The organism is Ruegeria sp. CI5 (assembly GCF_056536885.1).
On record NZ_JBQFQN010000005.1, the window covers coordinates 218,713 to 236,421 of the forward strand.

18 protein-coding genes are annotated in these 17,709 nt (G+C 65.7%); 10 read left to right on the forward strand and 8 right to left on the reverse strand.

Going from position 1 to position 17,709, the window contains the following annotated elements; all coding sequences use genetic code 11:
- Window positions 1–65: 65 nt before the first annotated feature.
- On the forward strand, window positions 66–770 hold the full coding sequence (locus ACR0BA_RS15805; RefSeq protein ID WP_170438392.1) for an SDR family oxidoreductase: 705 nt from the start codon (window positions 66–68) through the stop codon (window positions 768–770).
- A 4-nt stretch (window positions 771–774) separates the two neighbouring features.
- On the opposite strand, the gene ACR0BA_RS15810 is transcribed toward ACR0BA_RS15805, so the two are convergent.
- From ACR0BA_RS15810 to ACR0BA_RS15825, 4 genes are read right to left on the reverse strand one after another with little or no spacing between them, the layout of a single operon-like run.
- Window positions 775–2,049, reverse strand: coding sequence for an NAD(P)/FAD-dependent oxidoreductase (locus tag ACR0BA_RS15810; protein ID WP_480728860.1), 1,275 nt, complete (start codon window positions 2,047–2,049; stop codon window positions 775–777).
- 41 nt (window positions 2,050–2,090) lie between these two features.
- Window positions 2,091–3,125, reverse strand: coding sequence for an ACP S-malonyltransferase (locus ACR0BA_RS15815; protein WP_480728862.1), 1,035 nt, complete (start codon window positions 3,123–3,125; stop codon window positions 2,091–2,093).
- Window positions 3,122–5,311 carry a dehydrogenase E1 component subunit alpha/beta gene (locus ACR0BA_RS15820; RefSeq protein ID WP_480728864.1) on the reverse strand — a complete coding sequence of 730 codons (2,190 nt, stop codon included), beginning with the start codon at window positions 5,309–5,311 and terminating at the stop codon, window positions 3,122–3,124. Before ACR0BA_RS15820 ends, ACR0BA_RS15815 begins: the two co-directional genes overlap by 4 nt.
- Window positions 5,312–5,329: 18 nt before the next feature.
- Window positions 5,330–6,496 (reverse strand): pyridoxal phosphate-dependent aminotransferase, encoded by a 1,167-nt coding sequence (locus ACR0BA_RS15825; protein ID WP_480728866.1) that lies wholly within the window; start codon window positions 6,494–6,496, stop codon window positions 5,330–5,332.
- Between the two features lie 98 nt (window positions 6,497–6,594).
- Between ACR0BA_RS15825 and ACR0BA_RS15830 the strand changes: the two genes are divergently transcribed.
- Window positions 6,595–7,479, forward strand: a complete 885-nt coding sequence (locus ACR0BA_RS15830) for a LysR substrate-binding domain-containing protein (protein ID WP_480728868.1) — start codon at window positions 6,595–6,597, stop codon at window positions 7,477–7,479.
- Window positions 7,480–7,580: 101 nt separating this feature from the next.
- Here ACR0BA_RS15830 and ACR0BA_RS15835 read toward each other — a convergent pair whose 3' ends face one another.
- From ACR0BA_RS15835 to ACR0BA_RS15845, 3 genes are all read right to left on the reverse strand, one after another.
- Window positions 7,581–8,738 carry an acyl-CoA dehydrogenase family protein gene (locus tag ACR0BA_RS15835; RefSeq protein ID WP_170442321.1) on the reverse strand — a complete coding sequence of 386 codons (1,158 nt, stop codon included), beginning with the start codon at window positions 8,736–8,738 and terminating at the stop codon, window positions 7,581–7,583.
- A gap of 108 nt (window positions 8,739–8,846) precedes the next feature.
- Window positions 8,847–9,638 (reverse strand): TIGR03084 family metal-binding protein, encoded by a 792-nt coding sequence (locus ACR0BA_RS15840; RefSeq protein ID WP_480728870.1) that lies wholly within the window; start codon window positions 9,636–9,638, stop codon window positions 8,847–8,849.
- A 47-nt stretch (window positions 9,639–9,685) separates the two neighbouring features.
- Window positions 9,686–10,249 carry a TetR/AcrR family transcriptional regulator gene (locus tag ACR0BA_RS15845; protein WP_170442315.1) on the reverse strand — a complete coding sequence of 188 codons (564 nt, stop codon included), beginning with the start codon at window positions 10,247–10,249 and terminating at the stop codon, window positions 9,686–9,688.
- Between the two features lie 305 nt (window positions 10,250–10,554).
- Between ACR0BA_RS15845 and ACR0BA_RS15850 the strand changes: the two genes are divergently transcribed.
- Genes ACR0BA_RS15850 through ACR0BA_RS15860 form a run of 3 tightly spaced genes read left to right on the forward strand, consistent with a single transcriptional unit; the run spans window position 10,555 to window position 11,943 of the window.
- Window positions 10,555–11,019 (forward strand): nuclear transport factor 2 family protein, encoded by a 465-nt coding sequence (locus tag ACR0BA_RS15850; RefSeq protein WP_480728872.1) that lies wholly within the window; start codon window positions 10,555–10,557, stop codon window positions 11,017–11,019.
- Window positions 11,020–11,032: 13 nt separating this feature from the next.
- Window positions 11,033–11,647 (forward strand): pyridoxamine 5'-phosphate oxidase family protein, encoded by a 615-nt coding sequence (locus ACR0BA_RS15855; RefSeq protein ID WP_480728874.1) that lies wholly within the window; start codon window positions 11,033–11,035, stop codon window positions 11,645–11,647.
- Window positions 11,648–11,694: 47 nt separating this feature from the next.
- Complete coding sequence (locus tag ACR0BA_RS15860) at window positions 11,695–11,943, forward strand: hypothetical protein (RefSeq protein ID WP_480728876.1); 249 nt, start codon at window positions 11,695–11,697, stop codon at window positions 11,941–11,943.
- A gap of 67 nt (window positions 11,944–12,010) precedes the next feature.
- Here ACR0BA_RS15860 and ACR0BA_RS15865 read toward each other — a convergent pair whose 3' ends face one another.
- Window positions 12,011–12,679 (reverse strand): TetR/AcrR family transcriptional regulator, encoded by a 669-nt coding sequence (locus tag ACR0BA_RS15865; RefSeq protein ID WP_480728878.1) that lies wholly within the window; start codon window positions 12,677–12,679, stop codon window positions 12,011–12,013.
- Window positions 12,680–12,743: 64 nt separating this feature from the next.
- Between ACR0BA_RS15865 and ACR0BA_RS15870 the strand changes: the two genes are divergently transcribed.
- The 5 genes from ACR0BA_RS15870 (at window position 12,744) to ACR0BA_RS15890 (ending at window position 17,649) form a co-directional block, all read left to right on the forward strand.
- Entirely contained in the window at window positions 12,744–14,060 is a 1,317-nt protein-coding gene (locus ACR0BA_RS15870) for a flavin-containing monooxygenase (RefSeq protein ID WP_480728880.1), read from the forward strand.
- The gene (locus tag ACR0BA_RS15875) at window positions 14,057–14,959 is read left to right on the forward strand and encodes a bile acid:sodium symporter family protein (protein WP_170443686.1); all 903 of its coding nucleotides are present in this window, start codon (window positions 14,057–14,059) and stop codon (window positions 14,957–14,959) included. Before ACR0BA_RS15870 ends, ACR0BA_RS15875 begins: the two co-directional genes overlap by 4 nt.
- Window positions 14,956–15,888: an SDR family oxidoreductase gene (locus tag ACR0BA_RS15880; RefSeq protein ID WP_480728882.1), complete on the forward strand. Its 933-nt coding sequence runs from the start codon at window positions 14,956–14,958 to the stop codon at window positions 15,886–15,888. Before ACR0BA_RS15875 ends, ACR0BA_RS15880 begins: the two co-directional genes overlap by 4 nt.
- The gene (locus ACR0BA_RS15885) at window positions 15,885–16,643 is read left to right on the forward strand and encodes an SDR family NAD(P)-dependent oxidoreductase (RefSeq protein ID WP_480728884.1); all 759 of its coding nucleotides are present in this window, start codon (window positions 15,885–15,887) and stop codon (window positions 16,641–16,643) included. Before ACR0BA_RS15880 ends, ACR0BA_RS15885 begins: the two co-directional genes overlap by 4 nt.
- A gap of 133 nt (window positions 16,644–16,776) precedes the next feature.
- Window positions 16,777–17,649 (forward strand): NAD(P)-dependent oxidoreductase, encoded by an 873-nt coding sequence (locus ACR0BA_RS15890; protein WP_480728886.1) that lies wholly within the window; start codon window positions 16,777–16,779, stop codon window positions 17,647–17,649.
- The last annotated feature ends 60 nt before the right edge of the window (window positions 17,650–17,709 follow it).

Below are 17,709 nucleotides of genomic sequence, written 5' to 3' on the forward strand. Positions count from 1 at the left end.
AGAACTGATTGGTCAAACGGTCGGCCACGCTTCATCTTGGCGGCAGATGGAAACGGAGAACGAAGATGACGGAAAAAGTGGCTCTGATCACCGCCGGCGGCAGCGGCATGGGCGCGGATGCGGCGCGGCGGCTGGCGGCGGACGGGTTCAAGGTGGGCATCCTGTCCTCGTCGGGCAAGGGCGAGGCGCTGGCGGCCGAGCTGGGCGGCGTGGGCGTGACCGGCTCGAACCAGTCGAATGACGACCTGCAGAGGCTGGTCGATGCGGCGATGGCCCATTGGGGGCGGATCGACGTGCTGGTGAACTCGGCCGGGCACGGACCCCGCGCGCCGGTGCTGGAGCTGACCGACGAGGACTGGCATCAGGGGATGGAGGTCTATTTCCTGAACGCCGTGCGCCCCACAAGGCTGGTCACCCCGATCATGCAGACGCAGGGGGGCGGGTCGATCATCAACATCTCGACCTTCGCGGCGTTCGAGCCCGATCCGGTCTTTCCGACCTCGGGCGTGTTCCGGGCGGGGCTTGCGGCGTTCACCAAGCTGTTCGCCGACAGATATGCCGCCGAGAACATCCGCATGAACAACGTCCTGCCCGGCTTCATCGACAGCCTGCCGGAAAAGGAGGAGTTCAAGGCCAAGATCCCCATGGGCCGCTACGGGCGCAGCTATGACGAAATCGCCTCGGTCATCGCGTTCCTGGCCTCCGAGGGCGGCGGCTACATCACCGGGCAGAACATCCGGGTGGATGGCGGGATCACCCGCTCGGTCTGATTGGTCAGACCCTTGCCTTGACCAGATGCGTCAGCGTCGCGCCGGTCTCAAAGAAGGCGCGGCGCAGGCCTGTCCAGCTTTCGCTGTGCTCAGGCACCGGCGGCAGCGGCAGGCGGGTGGGGTCGCCCGACAGCAGGCTGTCGGCCATCATGCGGCCGAACACCGTGCCCGGCCCGATCCCGCGCCCGGAATAGCCATGCGCCGACAGCGCGTTTGGCCCGATCTGCACCAGCTTCGGGATATGGTCCGAGGTCATGGCGATGCGCCCATGCCAGCCGTCCTTCAGCGGCTGATCGGCCAGAGCGGGGAAGATCTGCGCCAGTTTGCGCGTGATCCAGCCGCGATGAGCGAAACTGCCCGCGTGGCCCAGATCGCCCATCGCCCCGATCACCAACCGCCCGGCCTGATCCATGCGGAACGAGGTCATGATCAGCCCGGTATCCCAGCACCCCTCGCCCCCCGGCAGCAGGGTGGCGCGGATGTCCTCGGGCAGCGGGTCGGTGGCGTATTGGAAGTAGTAGACCGGCACATAGGCCTGCCGGGTGTCGGGCAGCCCCGCGTGATAGGCGTTGGTGGCCTGGATCAGCGCCTTGGCCCGCACCGTGCCTTGCGGCGTATCGAGGCGCCAGACATCGCCATCGTGGCGCAGGGCCTGCACCGGGCTGTGCGCGTGGATCGCCGCCCCGGCCTGCTGCGCGGCGCGGGCGAGGCCCTGCACATAGGCCAGCGGCTGGATCGTCCCGGCGCGCGGGTCGAAGATGGCGCCGTGAAAGGCCGCGCTGCCGGTGCGGCGGAAGGTTTCCTGCGCCGACAGCAGTTCGACCGGCGCGCCGTCGGCGGACAGCTGTTGGTGGCGGGTCTTCAGGTCACGCAGACCTTTTGGCGAATGGGCCAGATGCAGGGTTCCGGCCTGCACCGGTTCGCAGTCGATGGCGTGGTCTCGGATCAGGCGGAACACCTCGGCCGGGGCCTGCGCCAGCAGGGCGATCAGCCGGTCGCCGGCCTCGCGGCCCAGATGGGCGCGGATCTCGGCCGGGGGCAGCCACAGCCCGGCATTGGCCAGCCCGACATTGCGGCCCGAGCCGCCATGGCCGATCTGGTGCGCCTCGAGCAGACAGACCGACGCCCCCGCCTGCGCCGCGTGCAGCGCCGCCGAACAGCCCGTGTAGCCTCCGCCGATCACGGCGAGGTCCACTGTGGCGGACCCGGTCAGGGGCGGGGCGTCCACCCGCTCGCGGCTGGTCTTGGTCCACAGGCTGGTTTCCGGGTCGGTGGTCATGGCGGGATGTCCTTGAATGCGCGCGCAGATTTCCCGAGGGCTCAGCCGATGGCAAGGGGTCTTTGATCCTCGCGCCCCAGCGCGATCAGGAACGGGTCCTGTGACTGCAGGGCCTGAAAGCTCTGCTTGTCGGACATGCCGCGCCAGTTGGCCAACACCAGCGATTGCGCCACCGCGCCGCCCAGCGTGGCGCCGGGGCCGGTCACGATGAACAGGTCGGGCGCGAATTCGCGGGCGGCGGTCTGCACTGCGCGGGTGAAGTCGTAGGGCTCGGTCACCTGATGGCCCAGCGTGTAATCCCACAGCGCGCCCGTGTCGGTGGCGCCGGGCCACCAGATCTTGCCGCGCCCGTCGATCATCGGCAGGTCCGGCTGAGTGAACAGCGTGGCGGGCAATTGGCGGCGGCCTTCCTGCGCCACGGGGGCCTGCAGGCTCGTGTGAAAGGCGGCGTGGTTGGCCAGCCTCATCGGGAACCGCTCCTGCACTACGGGCTGGGCGGCCTCGAAGGCCTTGAGCCCGGCTTCGTTGCCCGCCAGCACAAGCATCCCACCCAGGTCGATCGACAGGGCGAGGTCATGCTCCGGCAATGCATTGATACGCGCTACTTCGGCCAAAAGCTCGGCCTTGCGGGCGGGATCGTCGCGCCAGTCGTCGCCGGTGAAGGGATAGACCAGCTGCCCGCCGATCAGGTGGGTCTGCATCAGCGTGCCCATGGTGTTGACCACCCGGAACCCGTTTTCCGGCGACAGCGCGCCAGCAGCGGCCAGCGCGATATACCAGCCCATCGAGTTGCCGGTGACGGCCACCACCTCGATATCCTCGGACAGCGCCTGCGCATCGGCCAGCGCCGCAGCGTAAATCAGCGGCGAGGCCACGTCGCCGCGGGAATATTTGCTGACCGAGAAGCGCGACGCGCCGTCCAGCGCCGTCACCGCCTCTTGGCCCGTTTCGGCGCGGATGGTGTCGAATTCGCGGAACAACTCCATGCGGCCCGCGTGGTGGCGGTGCAGGTAGCCCAACTCGGACTTGTTGTAGGTGCCCCGGCCGGGGCAGATCACGACGGCGGTGCGGGTCATTTCTTGGCTCCGGTCAGGGTAAGAGCGGCGGCCACGATGCCGTCACGCGAGGGCAGCGGCGCGGCATAGGCGGGGCCGGTGGCGATGAAGCAATCCTCGGCCACGACGCGGGCGGTGGGCAGGTCGGTCTGCTCGGCAAAGAGCGTCATCAGCGCCTCGGACTGGCTGCCGGTGCGGCGGCATTCATCGACGATCAAGACGTGCTTGCAGCCCTTGGTGGCCTTCAGCAGCGCCTGTTCGGGCAGCGGCGCCAGCCAGCGCATGTCGATGATGCGGGTCTTGAGGCCCGCTGCTGCCAGTTCGGGCAGCGCCTGTTTCGACAGGTAATGGCCGTTGCCGTAGGTCACGATGGCCAGATCGGTGCCGTCTCCATGCACGCTCACCTCGCCCAGAGCGATGCGTTCGCCGGGGGCGGGATAGCGGGTCATCCACGCGCCGTCCTGCCCTTCGTGCAGGTCGCGCATCGGGTAGAGCGCGATGGGTTCAAGGAACACCACCACGCGCTGCTCCTCGCGCGCAAGGCGCACGCATTCGCGCAGCATCCGCGCCGCGTCCGCCCCGGTCGAGGGGCAGGCGATGATGACGCCCGGAATGTCACGCAGCACCGCCAGCGAGTTGTCGTTGTGGAAATGCCCGCCGAAGCCCTTTTGATATCCCAGCCCCGCGATCCGCACGACCATCGGGTTGGTGAACTGCCCGTTCGAGAAGAAGGGCAGCGTGGCGGCCTCACCCCGGATCTGGTCCTCGGCATTGTGCAGATAGGCGAGGAACTGGATCTCGGGGATCGGGACGAAACCGTTGTGGGCCATGCCGATGGCAAGGCCAAGGATGGACTGTTCGTCCAGCAGCGTGTCGATCACCCGGTCGGGGCCAAAGCGCTGTTGTAGCTTCTGCGTCACGCCATAGACGCCGCCCTTGCGGCCCACATCCTCGCCCATGCAGACGATCTCGCCATGTTCCAGCATCAGGTCGGTCAGCGCCCAGTTGATCAGGCGCGCCATCGGCTGCGGGTCGTCCATCGCGCGCAGGTCGCTGCCGAAGGCGGCAGCGCGGGCCTCGGCGCCGGGGCCGTTGGTGGGCTTGCAGGGCCGTTTCGGCGGGATCAGGCTGGCCGCAACCTCGGCGGCGGTGGCCAGATGCGGGCGGGTGGCGGCCTGCGCTGCTATGCGGTCGGTGCGGGCGCAGGTCTGTTCATAGATCTTCAGCGCCTGATCGGGCGAAAGCGCCCCGGCCTGATCCAGCAGGCGCACCGAATGCAGCAGCGGATCATTGGCCTCGTCAGCCTCGACCTCGGCGCGGCTGAGATAGGTGGTGGGCACATCCGCCCCCGCATGGCCATAAAGGCGCACGGTTTTCAGGTGCAGGAAGGCCGGCTTGCGCCGGGTGCGGACGTATTCGGCCGCCTGCTGCGCCACCGCGAAGGTTTCATAGATGTCCAACCCGTTGGCCTGGAAATACCTGATGCCCGGTCGATGCTCCATCGACGCCTGAATCCAGCCCTTGGGCGTCTTGACTGAGATGCCGATGCCGTTGTCCTCGCAGACAAAGAGCAGCGGCAGCGGGATCGACTGGACGCTGGTCCAGCCGGCGGTGTTGATCGCCCCCTGCGCGGTGGAGTGGTTCGCGGACGCATCCCCGAAGGAACACATGGCGATGCCGTCCTCGGGCAATTGCCGGTGTTCGGGGTCGTGCCGCCGCGCCGCGCCTAGGCTGTAGGCCGCGCCCACCGCCTTGGGCAGGTGGCTGGCAATGGTCGAGGTCTGCGGCGGGATCATCAGCGCCTTGGACCCGAGCACCTTGTGCCGCCCGCCCGAGGTCGGGTCCTCGTTGGAACAGGCGAAACTCAGCAGCATGTCCCAGGCGATCTGCTGGCCGGGCACCTGCTCGGCCCGGGTGATCTGAAAGGCGGCGTCGCGATAGTGCAGAAAGGCGATGTCGGTCGGGCGCAGGGCATGGGCCACGGCGGCCATGCCTTCGTGCCCCGACGAGCCGATGGTGTAGAACCCCTGCCCCGCCTTCTGCATCGCCCGGCTGGTGCGGTCCAGCGCCCGGCTGAGGACCTGAGAGCGGAACAGCGAGACCGCCTCGGGCGCAGTCAGGCCCGGGCGCGGCGGCGCGCCCGCGGGCAGGTCGCGGTTGGCAACGCGGGTCAGGAAGTTTTCGTGAACGATCTGGGCGCGATCCATCTGGGTTCCCCGGTCAGGTCAGAGTTTGGCCGTGGCGTCGGCAATCCGGCGCAGGCCTTGGGTCAGGCTATCGGTGTCATAGGCAAAGGAAAGCCGAAAATGCCCCGGCATGCCGAAGGCCCGCCCCGGCACCACCGCGATGCCCGCCTGATCCAGCAGATGACGGCAGAACTCGGGGTCCGACGGCATCGCGGCAGGCGTCTGCGGAAAGACGTAGAAGGCGCCGCAGGGCACTGGGCAGTCCAAACCGGCGGCCTTCAGGCCATCCACGACCAGATCGCGGCGCGCACGCATCGCCTCGCGGCGTTCGGCCAACAGATCCTGCGGGCCGGTCAGCGCGGCCAGTGCTGCCGCCTGCGCGATGGAACAGGCACCCGAGGTGATCTGCCCCTGCACCGCCGCCATCGCCTTGATCAGCGGCGCGGGGCCGATCCCCCAGCCGATGCGCCAGCCGGTCATCGAATAGGCCTTGGACACGCCATTCACCGTCAGCGTGCGGTCGGCCAGCGCCGGAACCGCCTGGGTAAAGGGCGTGAAGGGCACATAGGCGAGGTGCTGATAGATCTCGTCCGAGGTTACCCAGACCTGCGGGTGCTGTTCCAACACAGCGCCCAGCGCCTGCAATTCGGCCTCAGAGTAAACCGCCCCGGTCGGGTTCGACGGTGTGTTCAACAGCAGCCAGCGGGTACGCGGGGTGATCGCCGCCTCCAACTGTTCGGGGGTCAGCTTGAAGGCCTGATCGCGCGGACAATCCAGCACGACCGGCACACCGCCCGCCAGTTTCACCATGTCGGCATAGCTGGTCCAGAAAGGCGCGGTGGTGATGACCTCATCGCCCGAATCGAGCGTCGCGAGGAACGCGCCGGCCAGCACCTGCTTGGCCCCGGTCGAGACGATGACCTGCGCCGGCTCGACCCCGGCCTGTTCCGCGATAGCGGCACGCAGGGCCGGCGTTCCGGCGGTGGCGGGGTATCGGGTCTGGCCTTCCAGCGCCGCCTTGTGGGCGGCCTCGACCACGTGCGGCGGCGTGGGAAAGTCGGGCTCGCCGGTGCTGAGCGCGATCACGTCCACACCCTGCGCACGCAACTGCGCGGCCCGTTCCGAGATTTGGACGATCTCGGACAACTCGATCCCGTCGAGTCTCCCTGCCCGCCGAAATCCGCTCGAACTGTTCTGAATGGTCATAATCGCCCCGCTGCACTTTTCTACCGCCGCGCCTTTTTGCTATTGGATTGAAGGATCCACCAGTGATATTCCCTCCACAAGCCATGAGGAAAAATCATATGCTGGCGCCGCGTCGATTTCTGCCGTCTATTTCTTCCCTGTTGGCGCTCGAAGCCGTCGACCGCCTGGGCAGCGCCTCGGCAGCTGCCGATGAGCTCTCGCTGACCCAAAGCGCGGTCAGTCGCCAGTTGAAGGCCGTCGAAGAACAGCTGGGCGTCGCACTGATCCAACGCGACCGAATGCGCCTGCAACTCACACCCGCTGGCAAGGAATACGTGGAAACTGCCCGAACGGCGCTGCAGCAACTGGCGCAGGCCTCACTGAAGCTGAAGGCCAACCCTTCCGGCGGTTCTTTGCAACTGTCGATCCTGCCCGCCTTCGGTATGCACTGGCTGGCGCCACGGCTTCAGGATTTCGCGCAACGCCACCCCGAAGTGACGATGAACCTCAGCACACGGCTCAAGCCATTCGACTTCGGCACCGAACCCTTCGACGCAGCCATCCACTTCGGCCAGCGCGACTGGGCCGGGGTGAACTATCTGCCGATCATGTGCGAAGAGGTTCTGCCGGTCTGCGCGCCAGCCCTGCTGCCAGCCGAAGCCCCGAACGCTGAATGGCTGGTCGACGCACCACTGCTGCATCTGGATACCCGGCCCGATGCGTGGGAACGCTGGTTCGCCGCGCAAAGCACCCCTGTCGGGGGCGTCCGAGGCATGCTGTTCGACCAGTTCTCGACCATGATCCAGGCTACGATCCATGGGTTGGGCGTAGCACTGCTGCCCAGCTACCTGATTTCAGCCGAGCTCGAGGCCGGCCGGTTGGTTCCGGCCTGTGCAGCTCCGCCGGTCAGCCTAGGCGACTACTATCTTGTCTGGCCGCAAAGTCGCACGGAGCCGGCCCCGCTTGTCTCGTTCCGTGCATGGCTGCAGGGGCAGCTGCCTTAGCCGATCCGCCTCCGCCGCGGCCGAGCATCGCTCGGGCGCGGCCGGGCCCAACCGGAGGAGGCGGCCCGCAAGGGCCGTTGACGACGGGCGGGAGCGCCCGGTCAGACGTCGATCGAGCGGGCGATGAGTTCCTTCATCACCTCGTTGGTGCCGCCATAGATCATCTGCACCCGCGCATCCGCGTAAAGCCGCGCGATCGGGTATTCCATCATGAAGCCATAGCCGCCGAACAGCTGCAGGCATTCGTGCATGATCTCGTTTTGCACCTCGGAGCCCCAGTATTTCACCATCGAGGCCGTGGCCGCGTCCAGCTGACCGGCCTCCAGCTTGCCGATGCAGTCATTGACGAAGCTGCGCAGCACCTCGGCCCTGGTCTTGCATTCCGCCAGCTTGAAGCGAGTGTTCTGGAAGTCCATCACCCGCTGGCCGAACGCCTTGCGCTCTTGAGTGTATTTGACCGTCTCGGCGATGGCGAAGTCGATCGCGCCCAGCGCCATGATGCCGATGGTCAGACGTTCCCACGGCAGTTGCTTCATCAGCTGATAGAAACCCTGACCTTCTTCGGAACCCAGCAGGTTGGTCATCGGCACCTTCACGTCCTCGAAGAACAGCTCGGCGGTGTCATTGGCCTTCATCCCCAGCTTCTTGAGGTTGCGCCCCCGGCGGAAGCCCTCGGCCCCTTCGGTCTCGACAGCGATCAGCGACACGCCCTTGGCGCCCAGCGACTTGTCGGTTTTGGCGGCCACGATGATCAGGTCGGCGGTCTGGCCGTTGGTGATGAAGATCTTGGACCCGTTCATCCGGTAGGAGTTGCCATCCTTTTCGGCTGTGGTGCGGATCGCCTGGACGTCCGAGCCGGTGCCCGGTTCGGTCATGGCCAGCGCGCCGACCATCTCGCCCGAGGCCAGTTTGGGCAGCCATTTGCTCTTTTGATCCTCGCTGCCATAGGCGGTGATGTAGTGGGTCACGATCGACTGGATGCCATAGCCCCAGCCCGCATCCCCGCGCGAGGTCTGCTCATAGATCGTGACCGCATCAAAACCCATGCCGCCGCCGACGCCACCGAATTCCTCGGGGATGGCCCCGGCCATCAGCCCGGTTTCCCCGGCCTTCCGCCAGAAATCACGATCGACCACGCCCTGCTCGGCCCAGGCTTCGATGTTGGGCACCAGCTCATCATCCATGAACCGTCCGGCCATTTCAGCAAACATGCGGTGTTCGTCAGTGACCCAGGAAGCGGTCGAAGTAAAAAGCGACATGATTGGTTCTCCGGAATTCTGTTGGCGAAAAGGGTAGCTTTTGCCGCCGATTCCGCCAATCCGGGTGACGCCGCGTCGGTTTGCGCTGCTACGCAACGTCCTTTGGCGTCAATGCCCTACGCGGTGCCGGGCGCCGGGCGGCGGCGGCGTTTCCGGGGCGCCGGCGAAACACTGGGCGATGGCCATCCACTCCTGCGCGACCGACCCCTGCACCGACAGGCCGGTGTCCGCCACGTTCCGGGTCTGGGTCACCACGCGGGCGAAATCGATGGCCAGCCCTTCGATCAGGTCGGGACCGGACGCGCCGAACTCCCACAGCGCCCCCGACGGCGCGATCAGGCGCAGATGGGGTGCCACCGGCGGCACCGGGCGGCCATGCACCGTGTAGGTCCAGCCAAAGGTGTTCACCCCCAGCACGACGATGTTGCGGATCCGGTCGGTCTCGGGCCGGGTCAGGCCAAGAATGTCGAATACCTCCTGTCCATGCGCCCAGGTCTCCATCTGCCGGGCGGTCATCGAGGACCGCACCGACATGTCCGGCCCCACCCATTTGACCCGCGACTTGGGGTCCAGCCCCGACCAGTCGCGGCCCATTCGGCTGCATAGATCAGACCATGCGGCGCGCAGATCATGTCCTCGTTCGGTGATTGCAGCGTTTTCCGTCGCGCGAAATCCCTCGGCCTGGATACGCGGCATCACCTGCTGCACCCTTGCGTCGAACGCATCCGGATCGCGCTGTGACAGGTCGGCCATTTGGTTCCAGAAATGCAGGTGCACCAACACGTCGTCGATCGTCCAGTCTTTGAACTGGGTCACGATCTGCCAGTCCGCGGCACCCAGCCCCGTCAGTGCGTCATCAAGAACCTGACATTCTTCCAGAAAATCCGAAGCCTGCTGCATATACCCCCCTTTTACATGCTTCAGGGACTAAAGCGGGTTTTCATGGGTCAAGCCAGCGCGTTTTTCAGCAAGACGACAGCCGCCTCCTTGGCGTCGCGCGCGGGATCGCCGTTGCGAAGCAGCACGGCGGTGACGATCGCGCCCTCTTTCAGCAGCAGCAGCTGGCAGGCCAGCTTGTCCGGGTCCCGCGCGCCAGCCTTGCGACACAGATCGGTGAAATATTCCAGCAGCAGGCGCTTGTGCTCGCCCGCCTGCACATGGATCGGGTGGTCGGGATCCTGGTATTCGGCCCCCGCCTTGATGAACATGCAGCCGCGGAAATTGTCCTCGCGGAACCATTCGCCCAGCGCATCGAACGCGGCCAGCAATTGATCGGCGGGGGTATCGGCCAGCTCCTCGATCCGGCGCACGAACCAGTTGCGGAAATTCTCGTCCCGCAGGCGCAGCACCGCCAGGATCAGCTCCTCCTTGGTGCGGAAATGCTTGTACATCGAGGTCTTGGACACGCCGGTTTCGACCACCAGCCGGTCCATTCCGGTGGCGTGAAACCCGTCGCGGTAAAACACCTGCAGTGCTTTGCGGACCAGCTCGTCCCGTTTGTTCGGACGCATGATTCGGCTCCCTCATGTACAGATCAGTACATAATGCCTTTGCCGCGCAGGTGCAATTCACACCGATGAAGCCACTGTTTTTAGGTATTATTTTCCATGACGAAGGCCAGAACGAAAAACTTTTTTTGACCCAAGGGTTGAAAAAGTTGACCGATCTGTACACTTTGTCAGCACAGTTTACTGATCTGTACACCCAAAGGATTTGACCGATGCGACGCCGCGCCAGCCCATTTCCCGCAAGCTATGTTCCGTTCCTTCTGACTGTGGCCCTTCTGGCCGCCACCCTCGCCTGAAAGCCCCCCATCATGCCGCGCCCTCCTCTGCCCCCGTTCACGACACAGACTGCCATCGAAAAGGTCCGCAAGGCCGAAGACGCCTGGAACAGCCGCGACCCCGACATCGTGACCCCGGCCTATACCGAGGACAGCCAGTGGCGGAACCGGTCCGAGTTCCTGACCGGCCACGCCGAGATCCACGCCTTTCTGACCCGCAAATGGCGCACCGAGCTGGACTATCGCCTGATCAAGGAGCTGTGGGCCTGTGACGGGAACCGCATCGCGGTGCGCTATGCCTATGAATGGCACGACGACAGCGGGCAGTGGTTCCGCTCCTACGGCAACGAGAACTGGGAGTTCGCCGCCGATGGCCGGATGGCCCAGCGACATACGTCCTTGAACGATCTGCCGATCAGCGACGCCCAGCGCCTGTTTCACTGGCCCCTGGGGCCGCGGCCCGCCGACCATCCCGGCCTGTCCGACCTGAACCTGTGAAAGGAGTCACCCCATGCCACACGCCTTTTCCGAACTGACCTTCACCCCCGCCGTCCGCTCGCATCAAGAGCGGATGGGCTCCGCCACATCCTATGCAAAGTTCATCGACGGCGGCCCGCAGCAGGGCCACCTGATCGGCCCCGCCGAGCAAGCCTTCATCGAGGCGCGAGACGGGTTCTATCAATCCACCGTGTCCGAGTCCGGATGGCCCTATGTCCAGTATCGCGGCGGGCCGGCGGGGTTTCTGAAGGTGCTGGACGACCGGACCATCGGCTATGCCGATTTCCCGGGCAACAAGCAGTATATCTCGCGCGGGAATCTGGACGGCAATGACCGGATCGCGCTGATCCTGATGGATTACGCCAACCAGCGCAGGCTCAAGATTCTGGGCCGCGTGGACTTTCGCGAAGGGGCCGAGGCCGCGCGCGACCTTTTCCCTGACGCGGCCGAGGCCGAACGTGCGGCGATCATCCGTGTCGCGGCGTTGGACTGGAACTGCCCGCACCACATCACCCCTCGCTTCACCGAGGCCGAGTTGCGCCCGCATCTGAACGAGCTTGGCCGCCAATTAGCCCAGCTGCAGGCCGAGAACGAACAACTGAGGCAGGCCCTGGCCCGGAAAGCCTGAGCCAACCCCAAGACCCCGAACCCGTCAGCAACAGGAGTATCAATGCCATGCTACGCGCGATTACCAACACACTTGCCACCCTGACCGCCGGATCGGTCTTCGCCGTCTCGGTCGTGACCGTCGGCTTCTACCTCTCGCCCGAGGCCGTGCGCGCCGCCGAGCCCGTCCCGTTCCAGACCCAGTTCCGCGCGCAGGCCATCGACGGGATGCAGGCCGTCTATCCCGGATTTGCCCCCTACACAGAATCCAAGGCGCAACCAAAGCCCGAGTCTTCACCCAAGCTGCCGACAAACTGACAGTTGAGGGCCGAGATTTTGAATCCCTGCGCGTCTCGGGAACCCCCGCGCCATCGACTGAGCCGGGTCAGGGCCGAGCACGGCCCGAATGTACCATTGCCTCGATCCCCGCGGCGCAGAATTCGACCAGTTGGTCGATCCCGGACAGATCGCCCCCCTGTGACAGCGCCTGCACCCGCCAGGCGCTGTTGAGATGCGCCAGCATCGCCGAAACCGAATAGACTTGGCCCGTGGCCAACAGCGCCGGGTCGGCCTGCGGATACAGTGCGGCGATTTCGCGGATGAAGAACTGTGCGGTGGGGTCGAAACACTCGGCCGCGATGTGGCGCCAGCGCGGATCGACCGACACATGCGCCACCAGCCGCCCGTAGGCCATCCAACCCGGACCGCCGGTTTCGGCAAGGCTGACATAGGGGCGGATGAAACAGTCCAGAATGCCCCGCAGGGTCAGCGGGCCCTGCGCGCGCCGATCCCCCAGCGCCTGCATCCGGATCCGGGCAAGTGCGTCGGCACGGCGCGCGACGGTCTGGAAGAACAGTTCTTCCTTGCCGCCGCCATGGTGGTGAACCAGCCCCACCTGAACCCCGGCGCGCGCGGCGATGTCGCGGATCGAGGCGCCCTCGAATCCCCGCTCGGCAAACAGCGCCTCGGCCGCGTCCAGAATCCGCGCCTTGGTTTCAAGCGACCGGGCCGACGGCGCCCTTTGCCTTTGTTTTTCAATGTATTTCGCGCTCATGTTTTTCATCTTGCCTTATTTTGGACGATCGTTCAAGTTAAGCGCCACGAGCAGGGGAGGGTTCATGACACAGGCGCGCAAGGCTTATGCCTTGATCGGTGCCGGTCCGATGGGGCTGGCGGCGGCCAAGGTGCTGAAGGAACAGGGCATCCCGTTCCAGGGATTCGAGCTGCATTCCGATGTGGGCGGGCTGTGGGATATCGATGCGCCGCGGTCGACCATGTACGAATCCGCGCATCTGATCTCATCTAAGTCGATGACCGAATTTGCCGATTTCCCGATGGGCGACGACGTGGCCGAATACCCGTCGCACCGGCAGATGCGCGACTATTTCCGGGCCTTTGCCGATCATTTCGGGCTGCGCGATCACTACGGGTTCAACACCGAAGTGATCGACGCATCGCCCTTGGGCGCGCCGGGCGATGGTTGGCGGCTGACCTGGCGGGACGATCAGGGCACGCATAGCGGTGAGTTTGCCGGGGTGCTGATCGCGAACGGCACCCTGTCGGAACCTAACATGCCCGATTTTCCCGGCCGGTTCGACGGCGAGCTGATCCACGCCTCGCAGTACCGCTATCCCAGCCAGTTCGACGGCAAGCGGGTGCTGGTCGTGGGCGCGGGCAATTCCGGGTGTGACATTGCGGTCGACGCCATCCATCACGCCGCGCAGTGCGACCTGTCGATGCGGCGCGGATACTATTTCGTGCCGAAATACGTCTTTGGCAAACCCGCCGACACGCTGGGCGGGATGATCCGCCTGCCGATGTGGCTAAAGCGCCGGATCGACGGAATGATCCTGCGCTGGTTCGTGGGCGACCCGCAGAAATACGGCTTTCCCAAGCCCGACTACAAACTGTACGAAAGCCACCCGGTGGTGAATTCGCTGGTCCTGTACCACGCGGGCCACGGCGACCTGCGCATTCGCCCCGACATCGACCGGATCGAGGGCCGCACCGTTCACTTCAAGGACGGCAGCGCCAGCGACTATGACATGATTCTGGCCGCGACCGGCTACAAGCTGCATTACCCGTTCATCGACCCCAACCTGCTGAACTGGCAGGGCGATGCGCCGCATCTGTACCTGAACGCCATGCATCCCGAACGCGACGATCTGTTCGTGCTGGGCATGATCGAGGCCACCGGGCTGGGCTGGCAAGGACGCCACGAGCAGGCCGAAATGGTGGCGCGCTATATCAAGGGTCTTCAGTCCGGCTGCCCCGTGGCCGCGGCGCTGAAGGCGGAAAAACAAAAAGACTATCAGCGCGCCACCGGAGGCATGCAGTACCTGAACCTGCCCCGCATGGCCTATTACGTGGACAAGGCGACCTATCGCAAGGCGGTGACGGATTGGATCGCGCGGTTCCGGAAAGCCCGCGCATGACCGGCATCGACGAGATCACGCTGAATTTCAGCCCCGGCTCGCTGACCCTGCTGAACGCGATTCTGGCGATCGTGATGTTCTCGATCGCCATCGACCTGTCACCACGCGACTTCGACCGGCTGCGGCGCGCGCCCAAGCCGGTGGTAGTGGGACTGGCCTCGCAATTCCTGGTGTTGCCGGCGCTGACCTTCCTGCTGGTCTGGCTGACCGAGCCGCGCCCGTCGATCGCCTTGGGGCTGATCCTGGTCGCGGCCTGCCCGGGGGGCAACATCTCGAATTTCATCACCCATCGGGCGGGCGGAAACGCGGCGCTTTCGGTGTCGATGACCGCCTTCGCCACCATCGGGGCCATCGTGATGACCCCGTTCAACATCGCGCTGTGGGGCGGGCTGTATCCGCCGACCCGCGCCATTCTGCAGCAGACCCAGATCGACCCGGTGCAAATCGCCATCATCGTCGGGCTGATGCTGATCCTGCCGCTGGTTCTGGGGGTGACCCTGAACCAGAAGCGCCCCGCCCTGACGGCGCGGCTGCGCGGGCCGCTGCAGATCCTGTCCATGGCCATTTTCGTGGCTTTCATCGTGCTCGCCCTGGCGGCCAACTGGAGTTTCTTCCTAGGCTACGCCGGGGCGGTCGCCGGGCTTGTGATCCTTCACAACGCCCTGGCACTGGGGGGCGGTTGGGTTGTGGCCACTCTGACCCGGCTGTCCCCCTTTGACCGGCGTGCAATCACGATCGAGACCGGCATCCAGAATTCGGGCCTTGGACTGGTGCTGATCTTCGCCTTTTTCAACGGCTTGGGCGGCATGGCCGTGGTGGCCGCCTTCTGGGGGATCTGGCATGCCATCTCGGGGCTGGCTCTGGCGCAGTTGATGGCCCGGACCGAGGCTGCCCGATGACCCGCATTCTGATCACCGGCGCCGCAGGGCTGGTGGGCCGCGCCCTGCTGGACGAGCTGAGCGACCATCAGGTGTTTGCCACCGACCTGCGCCGCCCCGCGACGCTGCCGGACGAGGTTCCGTTTCTGCGCATGGATGTCACCACGGGCGACCCCGCCCGGGTGATCGCCAAGGTGAAGCCCGAGGTGATCGTGCATCTGGCCTCGATCGTCACGCCGCCGCCGGGGATGTCGCGGGCCGAGGCCCACGCGGTGGATGTGGGCGGCACGCGCAAGGTGGTCGATGCCGCGCTGGCCCATGGCGTGCGGCGGCTGGTCGTCACCTCGTCGGGAGCGGCCTATGGCTATCACGCGGACAACCCGGTGCCGCTGCGCGAAACCGATCCGGTGCGCGGCAACCCCGAGTTTCCCTATTCCGACCACAAGCGGCAGGTCGAGGAATTGCTGGCCGAGGCCCGAACGGCCGCGCCGCAGCTGGAACAGGTGGTGCTTCGGGTGGGCACGGTGCTGGGCGACGGCACCGACAACCAGATCACCGCCCTGTTCCGCAAGCCCCGCCTGCTGGCGGTGGCGGGCAGCGACAGCCCCTTCGTGTTCATCTGGACCCGCGATCTGGCCCACATCCTGAAACGCGCGGTCACCGACGGGCCGCCCGGGGTGTACAACGTCGCCGGAGACGGCGCGCTGAGCGTCGACGATCTGGCCCGCGCGTTGGACAAACCCGTGCTGCGCCTGCCGGCCTGGGCGCTCAAGGCGGCGCTGGCCGTGGCCCGACCCTTGCGCCTGTCGCGCTACGGGCCCGAACAGGTGCGGTTCCTGCAATACCGACCGGTTCTTGACAATACCGCGCTGAAAACCGTGTTCGGCTATATCCCGCAGAAGGCCAGCGCCGAGGTGTTCGACCTTTGGAAAAGGAGTGTGGGCCTATGAAAACCGCAGTGATCTCGGGCGGGGCCGGCGGGCTGGGTCAGGCGCTCTCGGCCGCGCTGCAAGAGCGTGGATGGCGCGTGGTCCTGCTGGATCTGAAGGTGGATGGGGTGCAGGACACCGCTACGCAGATGGCGATTGCCTGCGATCTGACCGATCCGGCGCAACTGGCGCGCGCCGTGAACGATACGCTTGCGCATTGCGACAGCATCGATCTGGTCATCTACAACGCCGGGATCACCCAGATCTGCGGGTTCGATCAGTCCGACGACGCCAGCCACCGCAAGGTGTTCGAAATCAACTATTTCGCGGCCGTCTCGATGGCCCGCGCCTTTCTGCCCGCGCTGCGCCAGTCGCGCGGTGCGCATCTGGCGATCTCGTCGGTGGCGGGGTTTGCGCCTCTGTATCACCGCACGGCTTATGCGGCCTCGAAACACGCGCTGGAAGGTTTCTTCAAATCGCTGCGATCCGAAGAACGGCCGCATGGCGTGCGGGTGCATATCGCGGCGCCCTCATTCGTGGCGACTAACCCGGGCCGGGCCGAGCGACAGCCGGATGGCACCGCACGCCCCGGATCGGCCAGCGACGGCATGGACGAGATGACCCCCGAGGCGGCCGCCCGCGTGATCCTGCAAGGGATGGATCGCGGGCGACCCGTCATCCCGGTGGGCCGGGTGGCGCGGCTGGCCTGGTGGCTGAACCGGCTGGCCCCACGCCTGTACCAACGCCTGATGGAGCGCAATATCAGCGGCGCGTGACGCACGGCCATTATTTGCGGCACGTCTCCCGGTGTGGGGTTGCCCTTTCGGCGCGGCTTTGCTTTGTCTCTGGCAAGCATTCCGGCCAGTGGGCGTTTCATGTCCCGGACCGGTCACAGGGAGGATCTCGAAAATGGCGAAAGTTGCATTCCTTGGCCTGGGCGTCATGGGCTATCCGATGGCCGGGCATCTGCAGGCGGCCGGGCATGAGGTGACCGTCTACAACCGGACCGCCTCCAAGGCCGAGAAATGGGTGTCGCAGCATGGTGGCCAGATGGCAACCACGCCGCGCGGTGCCGCCGAAGGGGCCGAGTTCGTGATGGCCTGCGTCGGCAACGACGACGATCTGCGCATGGTCTGCACCGGCGAGGACGGCGCCTTCAAAGGCATGGCAGAAGGGTCAGTTTTCGTTGACCACACCACCGTTTCGGCCAAGGTCACGCGCGAACTGTACACGGCGGCCAAGGCGCGCGGGATCTCTTTTGTCGATGCGCCGATCTCGGGCGGCCAGGCCGGGGCCGAGAACGGGGTTCTGTCGATCATGTGCGGCGGCGATCAGGCCGCCTATGACCGGGCCGAGCCGGTGATGCAGGTCTATGCAAAGATCTGCCGCCGCATCGGAGACAGCGGCGCGGGCCAGATGACCAAGATGTGCAACCAGATCGCCATCGCAGGGCTGGTGCAGGGCCTGAGCGAAGCGCTGCATTTTGCCGAGAAGGCCGGGCTGGACGGGCGCGCGGTGGTCGAGGTGATCAGCCAGGGTGCCGCTGGAAGCTGGCAGATGTCGAACCGGTACGAGACCATGTTGGACGACCATTTCGACCACGGCTTTGCTGTGGACTGGATGCGCAAGGACCTGGGTATCTGCCTGGACACGGCGGACGAGACCGGGGCATCGCTGCCGGTGACCGCGCTGGTCGATCAGTTCTACAAGGATGTGCAGAAGATGGGCGGCGCCCGCTGGGACACCTCGTCACTGATCAAACGCCTGCGGGCATTGGGGTAAACGGGGGGCTGTCTGCCCCCCATCGCGCCAAGGCGCGATTCACCCCCCGAGGATATTTTT

Excerpts from the sequence above, each read along its gene's own strand:
- ACR0BA_RS15805 (WP_170438392.1), top strand. The coding sequence starts at position 66 with ATGACGGAAAAAGTGGCTCTGATCACCGCCGGCGGCAGCGGCATGGGC.
- ACR0BA_RS15810 (WP_480728860.1), bottom strand. The coding sequence starts at position 2,049 with ATGACCACCGACCCGGAAACCAGCCTGTGGACCAAGACCAGCCGCGAG.
- ACR0BA_RS15815 (WP_480728862.1), bottom strand. The coding sequence starts at position 3,125 with ATGACCCGCACCGCCGTCGTGATCTGCCCCGGCCGGGGCACCTACAAC.
- ACR0BA_RS15820 (WP_480728864.1), bottom strand. The coding sequence starts at position 5,311 with ATGGATCGCGCCCAGATCGTTCACGAAAACTTCCTGACCCGCGTTGCC.
- ACR0BA_RS15825 (WP_480728866.1), bottom strand. The coding sequence starts at position 6,496 with ATGACCATTCAGAACAGTTCGAGCGGATTTCGGCGGGCAGGGAGACTC.
- ACR0BA_RS15830 (WP_480728868.1), top strand. The coding sequence starts at position 6,595 with ATGCTGGCGCCGCGTCGATTTCTGCCGTCTATTTCTTCCCTGTTGGCG.
- ACR0BA_RS15835 (WP_170442321.1), bottom strand. The coding sequence starts at position 8,738 with ATGTCGCTTTTTACTTCGACCGCTTCCTGGGTCACTGACGAACACCGC.
- ACR0BA_RS15840 (WP_480728870.1), bottom strand. The coding sequence starts at position 9,638 with ATGCAGCAGGCTTCGGATTTTCTGGAAGAATGTCAGGTTCTTGATGAC.
- ACR0BA_RS15845 (WP_170442315.1), bottom strand. The coding sequence starts at position 10,249 with ATGCGTCCGAACAAACGGGACGAGCTGGTCCGCAAAGCACTGCAGGTG.
- ACR0BA_RS15850 (WP_480728872.1), top strand. The coding sequence starts at position 10,555 with ATGCCGCGCCCTCCTCTGCCCCCGTTCACGACACAGACTGCCATCGAA.
- ACR0BA_RS15855 (WP_480728874.1), top strand. The coding sequence starts at position 11,033 with ATGCCACACGCCTTTTCCGAACTGACCTTCACCCCCGCCGTCCGCTCG.
- ACR0BA_RS15860 (WP_480728876.1), top strand. The coding sequence starts at position 11,695 with ATGCTACGCGCGATTACCAACACACTTGCCACCCTGACCGCCGGATCG.
- ACR0BA_RS15865 (WP_480728878.1), bottom strand. The coding sequence starts at position 12,679 with ATGAGCGCGAAATACATTGAAAAACAAAGGCAAAGGGCGCCGTCGGCC.
- ACR0BA_RS15870 (WP_480728880.1), top strand. The coding sequence starts at position 12,744 with ATGACACAGGCGCGCAAGGCTTATGCCTTGATCGGTGCCGGTCCGATG.
- ACR0BA_RS15875 (WP_170443686.1), top strand. The coding sequence starts at position 14,057 with ATGACCGGCATCGACGAGATCACGCTGAATTTCAGCCCCGGCTCGCTG.
- ACR0BA_RS15880 (WP_480728882.1), top strand. The coding sequence starts at position 14,956 with ATGACCCGCATTCTGATCACCGGCGCCGCAGGGCTGGTGGGCCGCGCC.
- ACR0BA_RS15885 (WP_480728884.1), top strand. The coding sequence starts at position 15,885 with ATGAAAACCGCAGTGATCTCGGGCGGGGCCGGCGGGCTGGGTCAGGCG.
- ACR0BA_RS15890 (WP_480728886.1), top strand. The coding sequence starts at position 16,777 with ATGGCGAAAGTTGCATTCCTTGGCCTGGGCGTCATGGGCTATCCGATG.